Origin of the sequence: Yaniella sp. (genome assembly GCF_030453185.1) — a bacterium.
GTDB lineage: Bacteria > Actinomycetota > Actinomycetes > Actinomycetales > Micrococcaceae > Yaniella.
Genome location: NZ_JAKDKW010000053.1, coordinates 1 through 17427, shown reverse-complemented (window position 1 = coordinate 17427; position 17427 = coordinate 1). Strand labels below are relative to the sequence as shown.

13 protein-coding genes and 1 riboswitch are annotated in these 17427 nt (G+C 57.2%); of the genes, 5 read left to right on the top strand and 8 right to left on the bottom strand.

Translation table 11 applies throughout. From position 1 onward, the window contains the following. Positions 1 to 945 (top strand): DEAD/DEAH box helicase (locus L0H14_RS08545; protein WP_301421662.1); only part of this gene is annotated, 945 nt, incomplete at its 5' end. Positions 946 to 955: 10 nt separating this feature from the next. Here L0H14_RS08545 and L0H14_RS08540 read toward each other — a convergent pair. The 6 genes from L0H14_RS08540 to L0H14_RS08515 form a co-directional block, all read right to left on the bottom strand. Continuing rightward, on the bottom strand, positions 956 to 2833 hold the full coding sequence (locus tag L0H14_RS08540) for an HNH endonuclease signature motif containing protein (protein ID WP_301419466.1): 1878 nt from the start codon (positions 2831 to 2833) through the stop codon (positions 956 to 958). A gap of 327 nt (positions 2834 to 3160) precedes the next feature. Beyond that, on the bottom strand, positions 3161 to 4033 hold the full coding sequence (locus L0H14_RS08535) for an ABC transporter ATP-binding protein (RefSeq protein ID WP_301419465.1): 873 nt from the start codon (positions 4031 to 4033) through the stop codon (positions 3161 to 3163). Next, positions 4030 to 5715 (bottom strand): iron ABC transporter permease, encoded by a 1686-nt coding sequence (locus L0H14_RS08530; RefSeq protein ID WP_301421661.1) that lies wholly within the window; start codon positions 5713 to 5715, stop codon positions 4030 to 4032. Before L0H14_RS08530 ends, L0H14_RS08535 begins: the two co-directional genes overlap by 4 nt. Beyond that, a complete protein-coding gene (locus tag L0H14_RS08525) occupies positions 5670 to 6701 on the bottom strand; it encodes a thiamine ABC transporter substrate binding subunit (RefSeq protein WP_301421660.1) in 1032 nt (343 codons plus the stop codon). The genes L0H14_RS08530 and L0H14_RS08525 overlap by 46 nt, the downstream gene beginning before the upstream one ends. A gap of 33 nt (positions 6702 to 6734) precedes the next feature. Continuing rightward, positions 6735 to 6840, bottom strand: a riboswitch (TPP riboswitch). 52 nt (positions 6841 to 6892) lie between these two features. After that, a complete protein-coding gene (locus L0H14_RS08520; protein WP_301419462.1) occupies positions 6893 to 8356 on the bottom strand; it encodes an MFS transporter in 1464 nt (487 codons plus the stop codon). A 92-nt stretch (positions 8357 to 8448) separates the two neighbouring features. Continuing rightward, entirely contained in the window at positions 8449 to 9537 is a 1089-nt protein-coding gene (locus L0H14_RS08515) for an agmatine/peptidylarginine deiminase (RefSeq protein ID WP_301421659.1), read from the bottom strand. 314 nt (positions 9538 to 9851) lie between these two features. Between L0H14_RS08515 and L0H14_RS08510 the strand changes: the two genes are divergently transcribed. Together L0H14_RS08510 and L0H14_RS08505 are read left to right on the top strand one after the other, a co-directional pair. After that, the gene (locus L0H14_RS08510) at positions 9852 to 11222 is read left to right on the top strand and encodes an FAD-binding oxidoreductase (RefSeq protein ID WP_301421657.1); all 1371 of its coding nucleotides are present in this window, start codon (positions 9852 to 9854) and stop codon (positions 11220 to 11222) included. 43 nt (positions 11223 to 11265) lie between these two features. Continuing rightward, the gene (locus tag L0H14_RS08505; protein WP_301421655.1) at positions 11266 to 12201 is read left to right on the top strand and encodes a DMT family transporter; all 936 of its coding nucleotides are present in this window, start codon (positions 11266 to 11268) and stop codon (positions 12199 to 12201) included. On the opposite strand, the gene L0H14_RS08500 is transcribed toward L0H14_RS08505, so the two are convergent. Then, entirely contained in the window at positions 12198 to 13598 is a 1401-nt protein-coding gene (locus L0H14_RS08500; protein ID WP_301419580.1) for an aspartate ammonia-lyase, read from the bottom strand. The two genes, L0H14_RS08505 and L0H14_RS08500, sit on opposite strands and share 4 nt — an antisense overlap. Positions 13599 to 14366: 768 nt before the next feature. On the opposite strand from L0H14_RS08500, the gene L0H14_RS08495 reads away from it, so the two are divergent. Then, positions 14367 to 15227 (top strand): M23 family metallopeptidase, encoded by an 861-nt coding sequence (locus L0H14_RS08495; RefSeq protein ID WP_301419579.1) that lies wholly within the window; start codon positions 14367 to 14369, stop codon positions 15225 to 15227. Between the two features lie 78 nt (positions 15228 to 15305). Here the strand turns inward: L0H14_RS08495 and L0H14_RS08490 are convergent, their stop codons facing one another. Further along, positions 15306 to 15800 (bottom strand): MarR family winged helix-turn-helix transcriptional regulator, encoded by a 495-nt coding sequence (locus L0H14_RS08490; protein WP_301419578.1) that lies wholly within the window; start codon positions 15798 to 15800, stop codon positions 15306 to 15308. Between the two features lie 236 nt (positions 15801 to 16036). On the opposite strand from L0H14_RS08490, the gene L0H14_RS08485 reads away from it, so the two are divergent. Beyond that, positions 16037 to 17317, top strand: coding sequence for an MFS transporter (locus L0H14_RS08485; protein WP_301421654.1), 1281 nt, complete (start codon positions 16037 to 16039; stop codon positions 17315 to 17317). Positions 17318 to 17427: the final 110 nt, after the last annotated feature.

Below are 17427 nucleotides of genomic sequence, written 5' to 3'. Positions count from 1 at the left end.
GATTATTTGCGTCCTATTGAAGCCGGCCAGCGTGTTGCTCGCACTGAACCGGGCAAGACCGATGGCGTCGAGACTCAGGTGCAACGTCAGACGCGTTCTCGTGAGGCGATGACGAAGTTGCGGACGAAGATTCGGCCGTTCATGCTGCGTCGTACGAAGGAATCTGTTGCCGCTGAACTTCCTGAGAAGCAGGAAATGGTGCTGCAGGTGCAGATGGAGCGTGAGCACGAGCAGTTGTATCAGCAGATTCTGCAACGCGAGCGGAAGAATGTGCTGAATCTCGTAGCAGATATGGATTCGAACCGGATCTCGATTTTCCGTTCGTTGACGTTGCTTCGGATGTTGGCGTTGGATCCGTCGATTGTTGATGACCAGTATGCGCATGTGCCGTCGTCGAAGCTGAATGAGCTGATGTCGCGGTTGACTGAGATTCTGCCTGAGGGTCACCGTGTGTTGATCTTTTCGCAGTTCACGTCCTTCCTTGGACGACTCGGCGAGCAGTTGGATCAGCGCGATATTGACTACGCGTATTTGGATGGCTCGACACGAAATCGTGGGGAAGCGGTTGAGCAGTTCCGTGCTGGTGACGCTCCGGTGTTCTTAATTTCCTTGCGGGCTGGCGGGTTTGGTCTCACATTGACCGAGGCCGATTACGTGTTCCTGTTAGATCCATGGTGGAACCCTGCGGTCGAAGCACAGGCTGTAGACCGTGCGCACCGTATTGGTCAGGATAAGAACGTGATGGTTTATCGAATGGTGTCGAAGGGCTCAATCGAAGAGAAAGTCTTGGCGTTGCAGCAGCAGAAGATTGAAATGTTTGCCGCGCTGACCGAGGACGATACCGCGTTTGCTTCAAACGTCACGGCGGAAGATATTCGGGCACTGTTCGATGATAGCCCCGTGGACCTTGGCGATATGACTGAGGGTATCGAGGACGATTCGTAGGGTCGCTGTGTCAGACATTCCAGTAGGCGTTGCGTAACAATGGCTGAGATGGATCGAGCCAGGGAGCTGGTTGGAGGAACGTCAAACCGCCGGCTTTTCTGATCGTCCATTTACCAAGATGCACTGCCGTATGGTGCCGTGAACACAAGGTGATGGCATTGGTTTCGTCGGTGTATCCGCCGGTATGCCACGCAACGATATGGTGTATGTCGCAATAGGCGGCCGGTACCGTACAGCCCGGAGCCTGGCACCCGCGGTCACGAGTGAGTATGGCGCGGCGTTGGCCGGGCGTGAATAATCGTTGCGTTCGTTGTTGTCGCAAGACGATATCTGGTCCGTTGCGTATTTGTGCCACGATTTCTGCGTTGCAAGCGAGAATTTGGGCGTCAGCCGGGTGTATAGGCCCGGAGTTGATCACTTCAGATTCAAATGGCGTCCAGGGGACTGAACTGACGTGCTCGTCGAAGTCTCTTCCAGGATCATCCCGGTTGGGTGTTTCCTGTCTGTCCGGGTTGGGTCGTTTGATCACCGGTGGTGACACCCCATCTGGGCCAGGCGGCCGCTGGGCATCTGGTGGGAGTGGTTGATAGCCAAGAGTTTTGTAGGCGGTCTCGATATCTTGCACGACCACTAGCTGAGCTGATGCTCCATGACTTTTCTTGATTCCGATTTCTGCAGGATCCATACTCAGGATCGTGTTGAGCATGCCGATGAGTATTGCTCCGAGTTTTTGGCCATGCGTCATCGAGTCGACGAGCGCCATATATCCTGCGGAGACTGGGCGACCGTCGGAATCCTCGCCGACAATCTCAGCCGGGTTGTCTACCGGAACGGCGCTGTTCAGGTCTGGAGTGGTATCGGTATTCAGTAGCTCGGCGAGCTCTGGCGAAATAACGGGAGCCTTACCGTTGAAGTTAGATTGATGCAGAATGAAATTCTTGAATTTGGCGTAGACCTCGGGCGTCGCGTCCATCCAGATCCTGCCACTACCATCAGGCTGCCCACGAGTCTTCAGAGCGTTATCGGCTTGTTTGGCGAGTACCTGTGCAGGTGACGGTCCATCGGGGCTGATTTCATGTGCGATACGGTCCATCCACCGGCGTTTCTGCTGACTCAGTTCTTCGGGACTGGCCGCCTCTCCTGCTTCGACCAAGCCGTGCTCAAAGGCATGCATAATGTGATCTTTGAACTCGGTGGTCTTGCCGGATTCTTTGGCGTATTTGATGAGATCTTTATCCATCCCCACCAAACGATCGGCGTTCTCATCGGGGAGTCTGCCCGCTGCGAATGACTCAGCCAATCTTGGAAAGATCGGTTGAGTCGTTTGTTGCTGTGGGTTAGTACTTGGGCGAGTAGTAAAGTATGCGGCGCGATCGAGGTGTCGCTGGGCAACGTGGGACGAGAGCTTCATAGTATCGCGCAGGTACTGTCGACCATCACGAAATGAGGTTTCGGCGTGCGTCGCACCCAGGTACTTGATCTGGTCACGCATTACCGATTCCACCATGCCGGCGTAGTTCGCCATCATGACGTCGTGCGTTCGAGTGAGCTGGGTAAACATTGTTCCGATAGCGGGCAATGTATCGCAGTAGTTCTCCGGCGGCGTAGGGGTCGGCGGTGGCACTACCGCGTCATTGCAGTTGCCCTCGGTTTCATCGGTGACCTGCTTCCGGCCTTGCAAACCGGACCAGTCGGCACCGCCAGATTGGGTGAAGGTTGCCAACTCATAAAAAGTGGCTGGATCAGCCATGCGATCGGAAGCGAGCTTACTGAGCGTGGTGGCTGCATGAATGATTTCCCCGATGGAAGCGTCATCCGCGGCCTGGAGGTCAACGATATTCGTGGACACAGGAAGGCCAATCGGCGGCAAGATTTCAGGGCGATCCACGATGAGCATCCTCTCAGCACAGGAAGGAAAATAGGGGAGCAGTGACCTCGGAAAAGAATAAAAAGGGAATGTGAAACGTGATGGCGTATTCCCACTATTCTACCTCGCCGTGAGACATAACACAACATTTTTGACCACCTTTATGTTATCTTTAAGGGGGCTAATATGTTTTTATGTTCGGATACCATGTCTGTGCTGGAGTGTCACTGCGTGTCGATGTTTTTGTGGATAACCTGACCTCGGGGACCAAAGATTTCCACAGGAGTGTCGCCCCACGATGTAGTGCGCCCGAACCTTTATGGCATGCCGCGGGAGGGGTACAGCACGTTAGCGGCGTAGTTGAACCATCACGGTGTCACCGATGGACCCATGCCGTCCGGGCAGCACCACATGCTGATCGACGAGTGCGATCGTGGTGGACTGTTCAGCGACGGCGGTGACGGTTCCAGACACCTCACCGATATCGCCCAAGAGGCGGGTCACCGATGTAGTCAGTGTGGAACTATCCAACTCACCGACCAGCCCGAGTTCTAGGATTTTGCCATCTTCGACCACAGCGATCCGGTCGGCAAGCGTGGTTGCTTCGCCGGGATCATGCGTTACATAGATGGCTGAGGTGCCGGTCTGCTTCAAAAGCTTTCGGATGTCCACGGCCAGAGTTTGCCGCAACCCGCGATCCAACGCCGATAAGGGTTCATCAAATAGAATCACGGCCGGATTCAGTACCAAACATCTGGCTAACGCAACTCGCTGGGCTTGCCCACCGGAGAGTGCTGTTACTGCACGGTCAGCCAACTCGGAGATCTGCACCATATCTAAGACCTCGGTGACGCGTTGACGGCGTTGGGCACGCGGGACTTTGGCGGCTTCTAGGCCATAGGCCACATTGGCGGCCACGGTGCGGTGCGGGAACAGTTGGGCGTCCTGAAAGACCATGGTGCAGTCTCGCAGATGCGGTGGCACCGGACGCATACCGTCGTCGTCGGTGGTTTTGCCAGCTACGACGACGGTTCCGGACGAAGGTGGCTGTAGTCCTGCGATGACGCGTAATAGCGTGGACTTCCCGGCTCCGGAAGCACCCAGAAGACCAACGATTTCCCCGTCGGCGACGCGGAGATCGGCCCCGCTCAAGACGGCCTCACCTATCTCACGGCCGGTGCCATAGTGCAGGTGAATGTTCGTTAGGTCAATGGCGTTCATGCGGACCTCCTGAGGCGCGGGCGGATGCGGTCACCCAGTAGTAATGCTATCGAGGCGACGATGCCCAGCACGACTGCTGCGGCAAGCGCCATGCCGAAATTATCGGCACCGGGGCGGTTGAGCAGCCGGACGATGTAGACGGGCAGGGTTTGATAGTCGGGGGAAGCCAAGAAACTGGTGGCACCGAATTCTCCCAGTGCTACCGAGAAGCTCAGGCCGGCGGCCAGCCCCATGGCGCGCAGCAGATACGGGCCGTCAATGGTTCGCAAGACGCGAGCTGGAGGGGCGCCCAGGACGGCGGCGGCTTGGCGTTGTTTCGGGTCGACAGCGGCGAGCACGGGGACCAACGTGCGCACGACCAGGGGCAGTGCGACGACGGCCTGGGCCAGGGGGACCAGCACACCGGATTGGCCCAGCGCAGGATTGACGGCGTGGATGGAAACCAGAAAACCGAAACCGATTGTCACCGATGAGACGCCCATGGGCAGCATGATGAAGGTATCGAGGAACCGTTGGCCGCGGGCGAGTATGGGGTGTTTGGCATCCCGGGTAATGATCAGCGATATGAGCATTGCGGCGATCAGGGTAATGATCGTGGCGTCCAGGGCAATTTTGAGTGAGTGTTCCAGCGCTTGGGCCGCGGTGGTGCCGCCGGCGAAGCCGGAACCCGAGGACGTGACCAGCAACCGGTAATTGTCGAGGCCGTAACCGTCGTCGGTGATCAGTGAACGCTCCACCAGCGTGACCATCGGCAGCAAAATGATGACGACCACCGCGAACATCGTGGCGGTGAGGGGGAACCAGTCAGTGCGGGTCAGCGGTTGGCGCACCGGGTGTTGGAGGCGCAGGGCCGTGGTGGCGCGGTGGGAGAGGCGCTGGGTCAACCAGACCGAGGCCAGCACAAAAACCACCTGCAGTGCCGAGAAGACGGCCGCGGTGCGCAGATCTAGGAAGGTTTGTGTTTGCCGAAAGACTTCGGTTTCTAACGTGCCAACACCCGGGGAGCCTAACGTGCGCACCAGTGAGTAGGCGGTGGAGCAGTAGAGGAATACCAGGCCGGCCGAGGCGCCGATCGCGGGGGTGAGCGCCGGGCGGGTGATGGTCCAAAAGGCTCGTGCCCGAGACGCCCCCAGACTGCGAGCGGCCTCAACCGTGCGCGGATCAAGCATTTGCCACAGCCCGCCAACCTGTCGGGCGATGAGGCTGATGTTGAAGAACACCAGGGCGGCCACAACGGCGCCGGTGGTTTGATCCAAACCAAGGAACCCCAGCGGCCCGTTGGACCCGAGCAGCGCGCGGAAGGCAACACCGACGACGACGGTCGGCAATACGAAGGGCACCAGGGTGATCGAGCGCAGTACGGTTCGCCCCGGAAAGTCAGTGCGGTAGAGAATGTAGGCCGCAGGAAGACCGAACACCACCGAACCTGCAGTGCCGAGCACGGCCATGGTGAGCGTGTGGCCTACGATGTGCCAGGTGCGCGGCGCGGCCAGGACTTCACCGAAGGCACTGAGATCAAGCGCTCCGGCGTCGTCCAGGATTCCGCGCAGCAGCATGGCGCTAACCGGCCACGCGAAGAAAATGGCAAGGAACGTGACGACGGCGATCAGCGCCACGCCCCATCCGATGCGCAGTGTCACGAGTTGGCGTTCTCGTAAAGTTCGGTCCAGGTGTTCAACCATGCTTCACGGTTTTCGGCGACTTCGGTGAGATCGGCGGTCAGTGGCTCGTCGGCGAGTTCGGCGTGTTGTTCCCATGCCTCGGGAACGGCCACTGCATCATCGACCGGGTACATGTACATTTCCTCGGGCAGTGAGGTTTGGAAATCGGTGTCCAACATGAATTCGATGAAGGCCTTGGCGCCCTCCGGATTGGCGGCGTTGTCGACCACACCGGCGTATTCGACTTGTTCGGTACAGGTGTCCAGGGCCGAGGAGGTTCGGCCCTCTTCGGCAGACGGCGAGGAGGAGTAGGACAGTACCAGTGGGTAGTCGCCGTCGCCGGTCGAGGTGAAGTCCGAGTAGTAGGCATCCGACCAGCTGCCGGCAATCTTGGTGCCGTTGGCCAAGAGGTCTTGCCAGTATTGTTGCCAGTCTGCTTGGTTGCTAATGGTGGCGACCAGAAATGCGAGACCGGGCGATGACGTGGTGGGGTCGGTGGTGACGAAGAGTCCCTCGTAGGCCGGGTCGGTGAGGTCATCCAGGGTTTCGGGTGGTGCCAGGCCTTCGTCGTCGAACCATTCGTTGTCGATGTTGACGCAAACTTGGCCATGGTCGATCGGAGCCAGGTGGCCCTCGGTGTCGGAGTCCACGGTGTACTGTTCTGCTGAGCCCAGTTCGGCGTCGTGGGTGGTGAGCATGTTCTGGTTCAGCAATTCCGTTGTCGAGTAACTGTCGATGCCATAGACGGCGTCGACCGTGGGGTTGTCCTGCTGCAGGATCAGCTGATTCAGTACCGCAACAGCATCACCGGGAGACGTGGTGGAGACCGAGTACCCGGACTCTTCTTCGAAGGCGGCAACGAGTTCTTCGGGCACATTGAAGGAATCGTGGGTCATGATGGTGACCGTGGGCGTGCTTTCTTCAGCGCTATCCGGGGCCTGATCGGCAATAGAACAACCGGTGAGTGCCAGCGCGCTGGCGACCAATAGCGGTAACGATTTCTTCATGGTTCCTCCAGTGTTACTAGGAGGGCACGCGGTGCGTGGAGAGTTACGACTTCCTCCGCCAGTATGAGCTGGATTCAGGTTCGAGGGTCTGCTTTTGCACTCTCAGCAGCGTGTTTGGGCTGCTCCCCTGTCGACGCTCCCAACCTACCGCATGCGCGTGGCGGCTCTAGGAACGGTGTAGCTGTGTGACGCTATTTGGCTTCGTGGCCTTGCGGCACAGCGGCCTGGACGCGGCGGGTTCCGAGAATGTCGACGACGGCGACGATCAGCGCGGCCACGACCATCACCATGATCGTGCCGAAGGCTGCCACAAACGCCCAGTTCCACGAGTAGGCTGCTGCTACTCCGAACAGCATTGAGGTGATCAGGGCGGTACCAACCGAGGTGCCCACGCGTTGGCCGGTCTGCATGACACCGCCGGCGACACCGGAAACATGTGCGGGGACTTCGATCAGCGATAGCGTCTGGTTTGGGGAGATGATAAAGCCCTGGCCCACGCCCATGAGCGCCAAGGTCAAGACGAGCCACCATACTGACCAGCCCCAGAAGTGCACGCCCAACACCACAAACATGGATGAGGCCAGCGCGGTGAGCGTGATGCTCATGCCCCACGCAACCATGGCGCGTCCAGCCCGCAGCACAAAGCGGCCGGCGATCTGCGAGGAAATGGAAGTGGCTACGGCCGAGGGCAAGCCCACCAGTGCGGCGAGCAGCGCGGATATGCCGTGTCCGGTTTGTAGAAAGATCGCGACCGTGACCCACACCGATGTGGATCCGGTGAAGAAGAGACCGATCAGCAGGGTGCCGTTGCGATACGACCGGTTCTTGAACAGCGCCATGTCGACCATCGGGTCGCCACCGCGGCGCTTATAGCGGCGTTCCCACCAGACCCACCAGGCCAGAATGATGACGCCGATGGGCAACATGAGGAAATAGATGCCGCCCTTATCGAGTTCCAAAAAGGTCCACATCACCAGCAGGGTCCCCACGGTGAAGGTGGTGGTGCCAACGGGATCAAGGTCTGGTTTATGGTGCGTAACGTCCATGCCCTCGGGCACAAAACGTTGCCACGCCGCGGTGGGGAAGTTGCGGTAGGCCGACCACATGGCAGCCGCGGCAATGGGGACGTTGACCAAGAAGGTCCAACGCCAACCCCAATCTTGGCCGAGCAGTGCGATGAGCCCGCCTCCTAGCACCGGCCCGATGGCCACGGAGACCCCAACGACGGAGCCGAAAGAGGCGAAGGCACGTGCGCGGCCGGGCCCCTCGAAGAATTGTTGAATGAACCCAACTGTTTGGGGGTTCAGCAGTCCGGACCCGAACCCGGTGATAATCCGGGCTGCGATTAGCATGGGACCGTTGAGCGCGAGTCCGGCAATGAGCGATCCGAGACCGAAGAGCGCCAGCCCGGCGACAAAGATCTTGCCCCGACCAAATGTGTCACCGGCACGTCCGCCGGCGACTAGTAACACCCCGAAGGCGAGTGTATAGCCGGATAATACCCACTGAATTTGGCTGGTGGGGGCCGCAAGTGACGTCTGAACGGCTGGCAGGACAACGTTGATCGAGGAGATCGACAGCAGCGACATGAAGACCGGAACGAGTACGACCACCAGGATGGATCGCTGAGTTCCCGTCATTTTCTGTGCAGCCACTGCGCTCCTTTACCTCGTCCTAAGATCTACTGTAGCGGCACTACAGTGCGGTTTCTTCGGTTCGAGGGCAATTTGTGGCCGCTGGCTGATTCTTAGCGTCTGCTGCTGACCTGGGGTTGTGGCAGTGTGATAGCGCGAATCGAGGCACCGTGATCAAACAGATCCTGGGCCATGAATGGCACAATCTGATGGTCTGGGTAGAGCTTGCCCAACAGTTCGTGGGCTTGCGCATCATGGGGATCGACGAATCGAGGTGCAATGATGACGTCGTTGAGCACCAGGTAATCGAGGTAGGACCAATTGACCGGGCCGCGCATATCCGAATGCGCCTGCGGGGCAGGTATCTCAATGATGTCCAGAGAATTGCCATGCGCGTCAGTGGCCTGCTGAAGAATCTCGCGTGTCTGATTGGTGACTTCATGATCAGGGTGGGATGGGTCCGACTGATTGTGCAGCAACACCCGCCCCGGTGAGTGGAAGGCCACGAGCTGGTCGATGTAGCCACCCCAGCCCTCCGGCGCCGCGCCCTGGGTCAGGCCACGGGGTAACCAGATGAAGTGATCGACGCCCACATTACGGCGCAGTTCCCGTTCGACGGTGGTGGTGGACCAACCAGGATTGCGACGTTGGTCGGTCAGGATAGCTTCGGACGCGATCGCAGTTCCATTGCCGTCGGTTACCCAGGAGCCGCCTTCGGAGACCATCATGGAAAATACCCGCTCGGTCATCCCCGACGAGGAGTCGACGAGTCCCAGCAGGGTACCGGTCAATGTGTCGTCGAGACCGTAGTCGACACCGGGTAGGCGGCCGAAACCATTAAACGTGAAATCCACCATGCCTAACACCCGGCGTGGACGACGACCGGCGTTGGGTTGTGGACGGCGTGAGGCCACCATCGTGGGACCAGTGCGGCGTAGCAGCGCATTATTGAACGGAATAATCATGGAGTCGACGTCGGAATACACGAAGGAAGACACGGTGCGCTGATCGTCCGGATCGACGAGCAGCGTGACCGGTACGTGACGATTGATGGTCTCGGCCAACCGGGTCCAGGCACGACGGCCGGCGGAGAGCTTCCACAGGGCGGGCATGTTCTGGGTGCCAGCGCGCGGGAAGTTCATCCACACCCGTTGTGTTGGTTCAGTTTCGGCCGGGGTAATCCACCGTGACCCATGAGCCATCAGGCTATTCCTCCCTTATGTAGCCGTCTCATCGAGCGCGAATTGATGTTGAGCTAATGAAATGCGCGCAAAAAATATCGTGCCGACTACCGCAGACGTCATGCAATACACAGTGCTTGGCAACGACACAAAAACTCTTGGAAGATATACTACTCGTCTTATCGACGGACTGAAACTAGGTCGTATCGAAGGTTCTGCGGCGTGAGGAATACGACGCTTACCCGCAGAACTGTAATATTCTGGTCGTGTGATAGGTCACGGTACGGTCGCTATGTGGCCAATACTTGATGTTTCTACCCAACAAGAGGACTTCCATGCCAGCTGAAACACGGACGCAGAACCAAGCGCTCGCCGAACTGATCGAGCTTCTGGGTGCTGCCGTAGTGACCGAAGGGCCAGATCTTGAGCGCACGGCCAAAGACAGTTCCCGGTATTTTCCTACCGGGCCGCCACTTGCCGTAGTCCTGGCTAGCAGTACCGCAGAGGTTTCCACTGCCCTGGCATGGGCCCATCGGCATCGGATCGCGGTATCGGTCCGCGGTGCAGGCACTGGTTTGGCCGGGGGAGCCGTTGGGTACGCCAACGGCCTGGTCATTTCTCTTGAACGATGCAACACGATCCGTGAGATTGATCCGGTCAATCGCTTAGCCGTGGTCGAAGCCGGAGTGATCACAGCTGACCTGGATAGGGCGGTCCGAGAACACGGCTTATTTTTCCCACCGGATCCAGCGAGTGTGGAGATTTCTACGGTCGGCGGCAATATCGCTACGAATGCTGGCGGTCTTAGGTGCATTGCTCACGGCGTTACCCGTGATGCCGTTGCCGCACTCGAGGTCGTCCTAGCTGATGGCACAGTGCTCGATACGGGTGCACGAACTCGTAAAAATGTTGCCGGTCTGGACCTGACCAGTTTATTTGTAGGATCCGAAGGCACCCTGGGCATCATCACTTCGGCCACTGTACGGCTCAAACCTGTGCCGCCGGGTAGACCGCGTACCTTCCGCGCGAGCTTCGATGATATTCAGTCCGCCGGTGAAGCTGTCACCGCGATCGTCAATGGTGAAGCCCAACCAGAAGTGCTCGAACTTATGGACGCTCACAGTGTTCAAACAGTCGAAGAATTTTACCCATCGGGTTTGGCCGTCCCAAAAGCCGCGGTGCTGATCGGCCAAACCGTTGGCCACGAGGCCGAGCAGATCGCTCACCAAATTACTCAGCTCTGTGAGCAGCACGGCGCAGTCGAAGTCACGGTCGCTCAAGACGACACACTGCTTGAAGCCCGCCGTCTCGCCAACCCGGCGCTCACCGCGCGCGGGTTGCGAGTATCCTGTGACGTCGGTGTGCCAGTCGGCGAACTTGCCAACATGTTCCGCGGTATCGAAGCGTTGGCCGAGCAACACGGTCGAGCCATCACCTTTGTCGCCCACGCCGGAGACGGCAACCTACATCCAACCGTCGAAGCTGAAGATACGCCCGAGGAACATGAGGCAGCTGAACGGGTGCTTGATGATATCGGTCGGTTAGCCGTCTCACTGGGCGGAACGCTCACCGGCGAACACGGTATCGGGGCCGTCAAACACCATGAACTGCCAATACAGCTGAGCCAGGCCGTGCTGGATACCCAACGCAGCATTAAACAGGCCCTTGATCCGCACAATATTCTCACGCCGGGGCGAGCCATCTAGGTTCCGACTAGGCTATGGGTAGTTTTCTCTACCATTGGAGTATGTGTTGCTGTATGGGCTGCTAGGTTTGGCGGTAGGCGTCCTGATGCCATCGCAATCTGCGATCAATAACCGGCTACGCTCAGCGGTCGCTTCGCCCTGGGTTATGGCCACCATTTCGTTTCTGGTCGGCACCCTGTGTTTGGCGATTCTCACCTGGGCAACCGTTGGCACCATTGGTTTCGACAGTAATCACTTGGCCACCCAGCCCGGCTGGTTGTGGATCGGCGGACTCGTCGGAGTCGTCGCTATGACCACGACGGTCTTGCTTTTGCCGATTATCGGGGCTTTATATTCGACGGCGTTGAATCTCACCGCGCAAGTCATCACCACCATGACCATTGATCAGTTCGGGTGGTTTGGTGTTGAAATCTACGAAGCCAGCGCATGGCGGTTGGTCGGAGCGTTGATTGTTTTGTCGGCTGCGCTGCTGGCTGTTGTCGGCGGCTACCGAAGGCCGCGGCTCAATCATGCCTCGCCGTCACCCATCTGGTACTTGGTGGGGCTGGGCGTCGGCATCTGCTTTGGCATCCAAGTTGCCGTTAATGGCCAGCTGACGAACGTGCTGGGTTCGGCCATCCATGCAGGGTTCATTTCCTTCGTGGTCGGAACCATCGCGTTGCTTATCCTGCTGGTTATTACCCGGCCATCGTTGCGGATTACTGTCCCCACCGGTCAGCGCAAAAACCCGTGGTGGATGTGGTTGGGCGGTGTACTGGGTGCCATGTACGTGACTGGTGTTGCGTTTTTGGCACCGCTGATTGGCTCGGCCGCAACCGTCATTGTCATCCAAACGGGCATTATTGCTGGATCACTGGCAGTAGATCATTTTGGGCTGTTGTCTGCACCAAAAAAACCAGTCCAACCACTGCAAGTGATTGGACTGGTCGTCATGGTCTCCGGGGTGATCATTATGAACGCCCCGGAACTCTTCGCCTAAATCTCTAGTGCATCGTTGATCAACTGCTGGACCTGCATTTTGGACAGCAGGCCCTTGTCCACGGCAAGGTCGGTGACCTTTGCGCCAGTAGTATTGGCTTCAACGGCTAGCGCGGTTGCAGCTTTATATCCAACAACCGGAGAGAAGACGGTGGCCAGACCGGCAGATCCTTCAACGACGTCGCGCATCAGTTCTGCATTGGCAGTGATGCCGTCAATGCACTTTTCAGCAAACATCGTGGCAGCATTGCTCAAGGTCATAATCGAATCAAAGAGACCACGGGCCATGATTGGCTCAAATGGGTTCAGTTCCAACTGACCGGCTTCAGATGCCATGGTGATGGCAGTGTCGTGTCCAGCTACCTGGAACGCGACCTGGTTTACCGCTTCGGGGATCACCGGGTTGACCTTGCCAGGCATGATGGACGAACCTGCCTGACGGGCTGGCAAATTGACTTCGCCGAAACCACCGGAAGGACCGGAGGACAAGAGTCGGAGGTCATTGGCGATCTTTGACATCGTAGTCGCGGCACGTTTGAGCGCACCAGATAGATCCACAAAGATTTGGGTATCAGCGGTTGCGGCAATCAGATTCGATGCTGAAGCAATGCCGTTAAGTCCGGTGATCTCCCGCAGGTGTTCGATGGCGCGCTCGCGGTAGCCCTCGTTTGCGTTGATCCCGGTGCCAATTGCTGTACCGCCCAGGTTGAGTTCTAGCAGATCGAAGCGGACGCGTTGCAGTCCGGTTTCAGCACGTTCGATCATCACGGCCCAGGCGCCGAATTCTTGGCCCAGGGACATGGGGACAGCAATCTGCATCTGGGTGCGACCCATTTTCACGGTGCTGTTGAATTCTTTGGCTTTGGACTGCAGTGATTCCTTGAGGACAGCCAAGCTGTTCAGTAGGTCGCCGGTCATCTGATGCAGCGCGAGTTTTAGCGCTGAGGGGTAGACATCATTGGTCGACTGTCCCATGTTCACGTGGTTCAGCGGATGCAGAACCTCGTAATCGCCTTTGGAATGACCCATTTGCTCGAGCGCACGGTTGGCGATCACTTCATTCGCATTCATATTGGTGGAGGTGCCAGCGCCACCCTGAATCATGTCCAAAATAAACTGCTCGTGCAGTTGACCGGAAGCTATTTCCTTCGATGCTTCAATAATGGCACCGGCAATCGTTGCATCCAGTGCACCGACATCACGGTTCGCTGCGGCCGCAGCCTGTTTAATAATGGCTAGCGCCGCAATCAGCTCAGGGAACTGGTTGAGTCGTGTCGACGACAGCTGAAAATTTTCTGCCGCACGAACAGTGTTGACACCGTAATACGCGTCGGCAGGTAGCTCGACCGTGCCGATGAGGTCGATTTCGGTACGATGATCTGTTTGAACTTCTGTCATGGCTCTCTTATCCATATCCGCAATGCGATTCGCACTTCCGTAGTACGGCACCATTGCGGTTTACACATACGAAGGCCCGGGCGGTGACCCGGGTTCAAATTCATAGTCGCTCCGGGATGTGGAGCTGTCTCAGCGGAATACCGCTTCAGAGTCGTCACACACGTCCTTGTATGCAACGCAGCGTCAGGTTTGTGACTGATGCATTGGGCACATCTTACAACTCAAACCACAGCCAGGCGTCGATATCTCGAAAACTTGGGGGAGTTATCCACAATTTACGGGGATACCGCCGTGTCACGATGGCGCTGCTCTTAGGCTCAAACCATGTTCAAGACAGCGAATTCATTCGACAGGGGCCTGTTTCGCTTCTGGGCGAAGCGTGTCCTCAGTTACCCTATGCTGCTGTTTAGGAGCCACTCGGGGGACCCACCGCCATTGAGTCACGAGGATGTCGAAGTCCTGGGCTGGAGAGCATTCGCTATAGCTATCCAGTGAAAATGTGCCGAGCCTTCGGGCGATGTACATCGGTCACATGACAGGACAGACAAGCTGAGCCAACCACCTTGCATGATTTGCAACGGGGTCGGTTCCACTCTTCGGTCTTTTCGAAGCATTAACCCGATTTTTCGGGAGCGTATATCTTCTGTGCAGGGCAAGCTAACGTTTCGATATCTATGGCCGTAGTGGTCACAATTGGATATAACGAATTGATAACGCTACTATGTGAGAAGCAATCTTTGATTTCCCCTTTCTGGTGAGCACTTTTTTATGACATTTTCCGAATTTCCTTCACGCCGCTCGCTGCGCGAATCCAGCAGCCAAAAGAGTGGGCGTAAAGCTACCGTCGTGACGACAGGCCTTGCCGTTGCAGTGTCCTCTATGGCCGTTACTTTTGGCGGCACTGCATTGAGTGACGGTGAGCTATTTGCCTTCGGTGGCACCGCAAATGCCAGCGGAATTGATGAATCAGTTGCAGAAACACCACGCCAGACAACGACCATTCCTGCCGCGATAAGCGGTGGAGATGAACGAGTCGTTGCCAAGATGACCAGTGAGATGGCTGCCTCCCAGGTCGGCCTCGGACACCTTCATCAGGAAGGTGAAGGCGATGTTGCGGCCGGCCAGTTGGCCGTTGCTGAGGCAACGAATCCAGATAACGGATCCATGAAATCTTTGCCTGGCAACCTGCAGCTGACCTTCCCCGCTGATTCGACCAGAACATCTTCGACATTTGGAATGCGGGGCAACCCGACCGGCGGTGGAACACAATTCCATGTGGGAACTGATTTCCCTGTGCCGTCAGGCACCCCGGTTAAAGCAGCCGAATCAGGCACCGTGACCTTCGCAGGAGTTCACAGCACCGGTGGTAACCGCGTAGAAATTGATCACGGCAACGGCGTGGTGACTGCCTACAGCCACAACTCCCAGCTCAATGTTGGCGTCGGACAAACTGTGGGGCAGGGAGAAACCATCGCACTGGCAGGTTCAACAGGCAACTCGACCGGGCCGCACATTCACTTTGAAATCAAAATCAACGACAAGTGGGTCGACCCAGAATACTATTTGCCTTCGCAGTCTGGTGGCGATGAATCAAGTAAGAGCCTCTACACCGTATCGAGTGCTGATTAAACAGCACGCCTTAGAGTTCAAAATTGTCAGGCTGGGAGCCTGACAATTTTGCTTTAATCACGCTTGTCAACTGCGGTGCTAGGGCAGAGGACGAATCCGGTGCAGCAGAGAGTCCAGGGCTTTTCGGTCACGCCGTGATAGTGCGGCGGTCAAAGATTCTTGTACTTGTCGTACCAGTGCTGTGGCTTGCGTATAGAGCTCCTGGCCCTCATCGGTGATCTGGAGCATCTTGGATCTACGGTCCTGCGACGACGTATCACGCGTAAGTAATCCGGCAGCTTCAAGTGCTTTCGTCAGCTTGACCACCTGAGATGGATCCAGATGAAGGATTGTTGCTAAATCGTTTTGGGCACGACCAGTCCCTGTCGCAATAAACGCAAGTGTTGTGTACTGACGTACGTCGAGGCCTACTCCAGTCAAAGCGGTATGCATTCGTGTATGAAATTCATGATGGATTTGCTCCACCATAAAAAAGAGTTCCTCACCGAGTGGTGAATCCTGGGCCGCCATACGTGACGGGTTCCCAGGTTGCGGTGTGGGAATAGTGGTCCGCTGCTGGTACGGAAAATTCATGGTTTCACCTAATAGTTTGAACAACCGAAGATCTTCAATAGGAACTCGCATGCGGCGATGATTTCACTTCCGCGGCGTAGTACTCCCGTATAACACTACTGATAGTCCTATATGATTCTCGCTCGTTGCGACTCCCAATAGAACTCACTCTCATCAAACCGTGGCGCCTCCACGTTGGTAGTGTTGGTTGAGGCCGTCCCCGGTCACAAGAGCTATAAGGAATGCGCTTTCTACACATGACAAAAACGTCCAGTACTGGATTACCAGGGTGGCTCTGGTTAATGGTCGCTGCAGGTGTGCTGACTCAGACAACTGCGAATCTCGTTCGACCGGTCACCAGCTATAAGCTCATTTCACTTGGCTGGGGCGAGACAGAAATTGGTATCGCAACGGCTGCCTATGCGCTGCTCCCACTGTTTTTAGCGTTACCTTTCGGCAGGCTCCAGGGACGTCTCAGATCTCCACGAAATTTTGTGGCCCTGGGGATCGTTGTGCTTGCTCTCGGCGCAGCATATCTAGCACTCACGGACCACATCGTGCAGCTGATGATCGCTTCTGCGGTGTTGGGCATCGGGCACCTGATGTTCACTATCGGTGGTCAAAGCATGGTAGCTCGAAGGTCACGTGCCACCGATATGGACGCAAACTTCGGTTGGTTTACCGCGTCCTTTAGCGTTGGCCAAATGCTTGGGCCGCTGCTTTCAGGGTTACTCCTGGGGAACACCTCGCTGGCCGAGACCCAGGCGAGTGGAGACGACTTGGCATTCAGCGTGAATTTAGCTCTCTGGATCGGAGCTGGCACTTCGATTGTGGCCGTTCCCGTTCTCTATGCCCTTCGCGCATCTCCCGCACGAACAATTACACAAACCCAAGAGATCGTCGTTTCGGAGCCGGGCCAGAAACCATCGATGATCAACATTCTAAAAAAGCCTGGTATCGCTTCGCACATGCTTGCGGCACTAGCCCTGCTGGCGATCCTAGATATTTTGGTGGCATTCATGCCGCTGGTCGGGGAGTCGGCTGGCGTCTCTCCCTTGGTGATCGGAGCGTTGCTTGCGGTTCGCGGCGCGACTTCGGTTGTCTCCCGGGTGTTTATTCGGCCGTTGTCGGCTAAATACTCACGCAATTTCTTATTGCTGGTCTCGCTGTTAATTTCAGCGGTGACCCTGGCCGTTGTACCAGGAGCCCTGGCACTTGGCACCGTAGGGATCGTCGCTGCCTTTATCTTCATGTCGGCCGGAGGGTTTACGCTTGGTCTAGGTCAGCCGCTTACGATGACGATGATTTCACAGGCAGTGCCGCGGTCCTGGCGCAGTCCTGCTCTCGCCCTGCGACTGATGGGGAATCGAGTCGGTCAAGTGATCTTGCCTATCGCAGCCAGTGTGGTCGCCGGCCCAATTGGACCTGCCGGCGGTATCTGGTTCGCATGCGCAATCTTAGGGTTGTCGGGAGCCGAACGCCTCATGAATAAGCGTACGGGCCCGAATCCTCCAACGGGTTTTCAAACACCGAATTAGTGTTTCGGCTTACGCCGTGCCACAGCCCACCAGACGCCGGCCCCAAGAATAACCAAGCCGATCACCGACGATACGAGCCACCAGGTGTCCGAATGTGCCAGACGTTCATT

Coding starts and splice junctions, on each gene's coding strand:
- L0H14_RS08525 (WP_301421660.1), bottom strand. CDS start 6,701: ATGAAGAAATCGTTACCGCTATTGGTCGCCAGCGCGCTGGCACTCACC.
- L0H14_RS08485 (WP_301421654.1), top strand. CDS start 16,037: ATGACAAAAACGTCCAGTACTGGATTACCAGGGTGGCTCTGGTTAATG.
- L0H14_RS08530 (WP_301421661.1), bottom strand. CDS start 5,715: ATGGTTGAACACCTGGACCGAACTTTACGAGAACGCCAACTCGTGACA.
- L0H14_RS08490 (WP_301419578.1), bottom strand. CDS start 15,800: ATGAATTTTCCGTACCAGCAGCGGACCACTATTCCCACACCGCAACCT.
- L0H14_RS08495 (WP_301419579.1), top strand. CDS start 14,367: ATGACATTTTCCGAATTTCCTTCACGCCGCTCGCTGCGCGAATCCAGC.
- L0H14_RS08535 (WP_301419465.1), bottom strand. CDS start 4,033: ATGAACGCCATTGACCTAACGAACATTCACCTGCACTATGGCACCGGC.
- L0H14_RS08515 (WP_301421659.1), bottom strand. CDS start 9,537: ATGGCTCATGGGTCACGGTGGATTACCCCGGCCGAAACTGAACCAACA.
- L0H14_RS08500 (WP_301419580.1), bottom strand. CDS start 13,598: ATGACAGAAGTTCAAACAGATCATCGTACCGAAATCGACCTCATCGGC.
- L0H14_RS08510 (WP_301421657.1), top strand. CDS start 9,852: ATGCCAGCTGAAACACGGACGCAGAACCAAGCGCTCGCCGAACTGATC.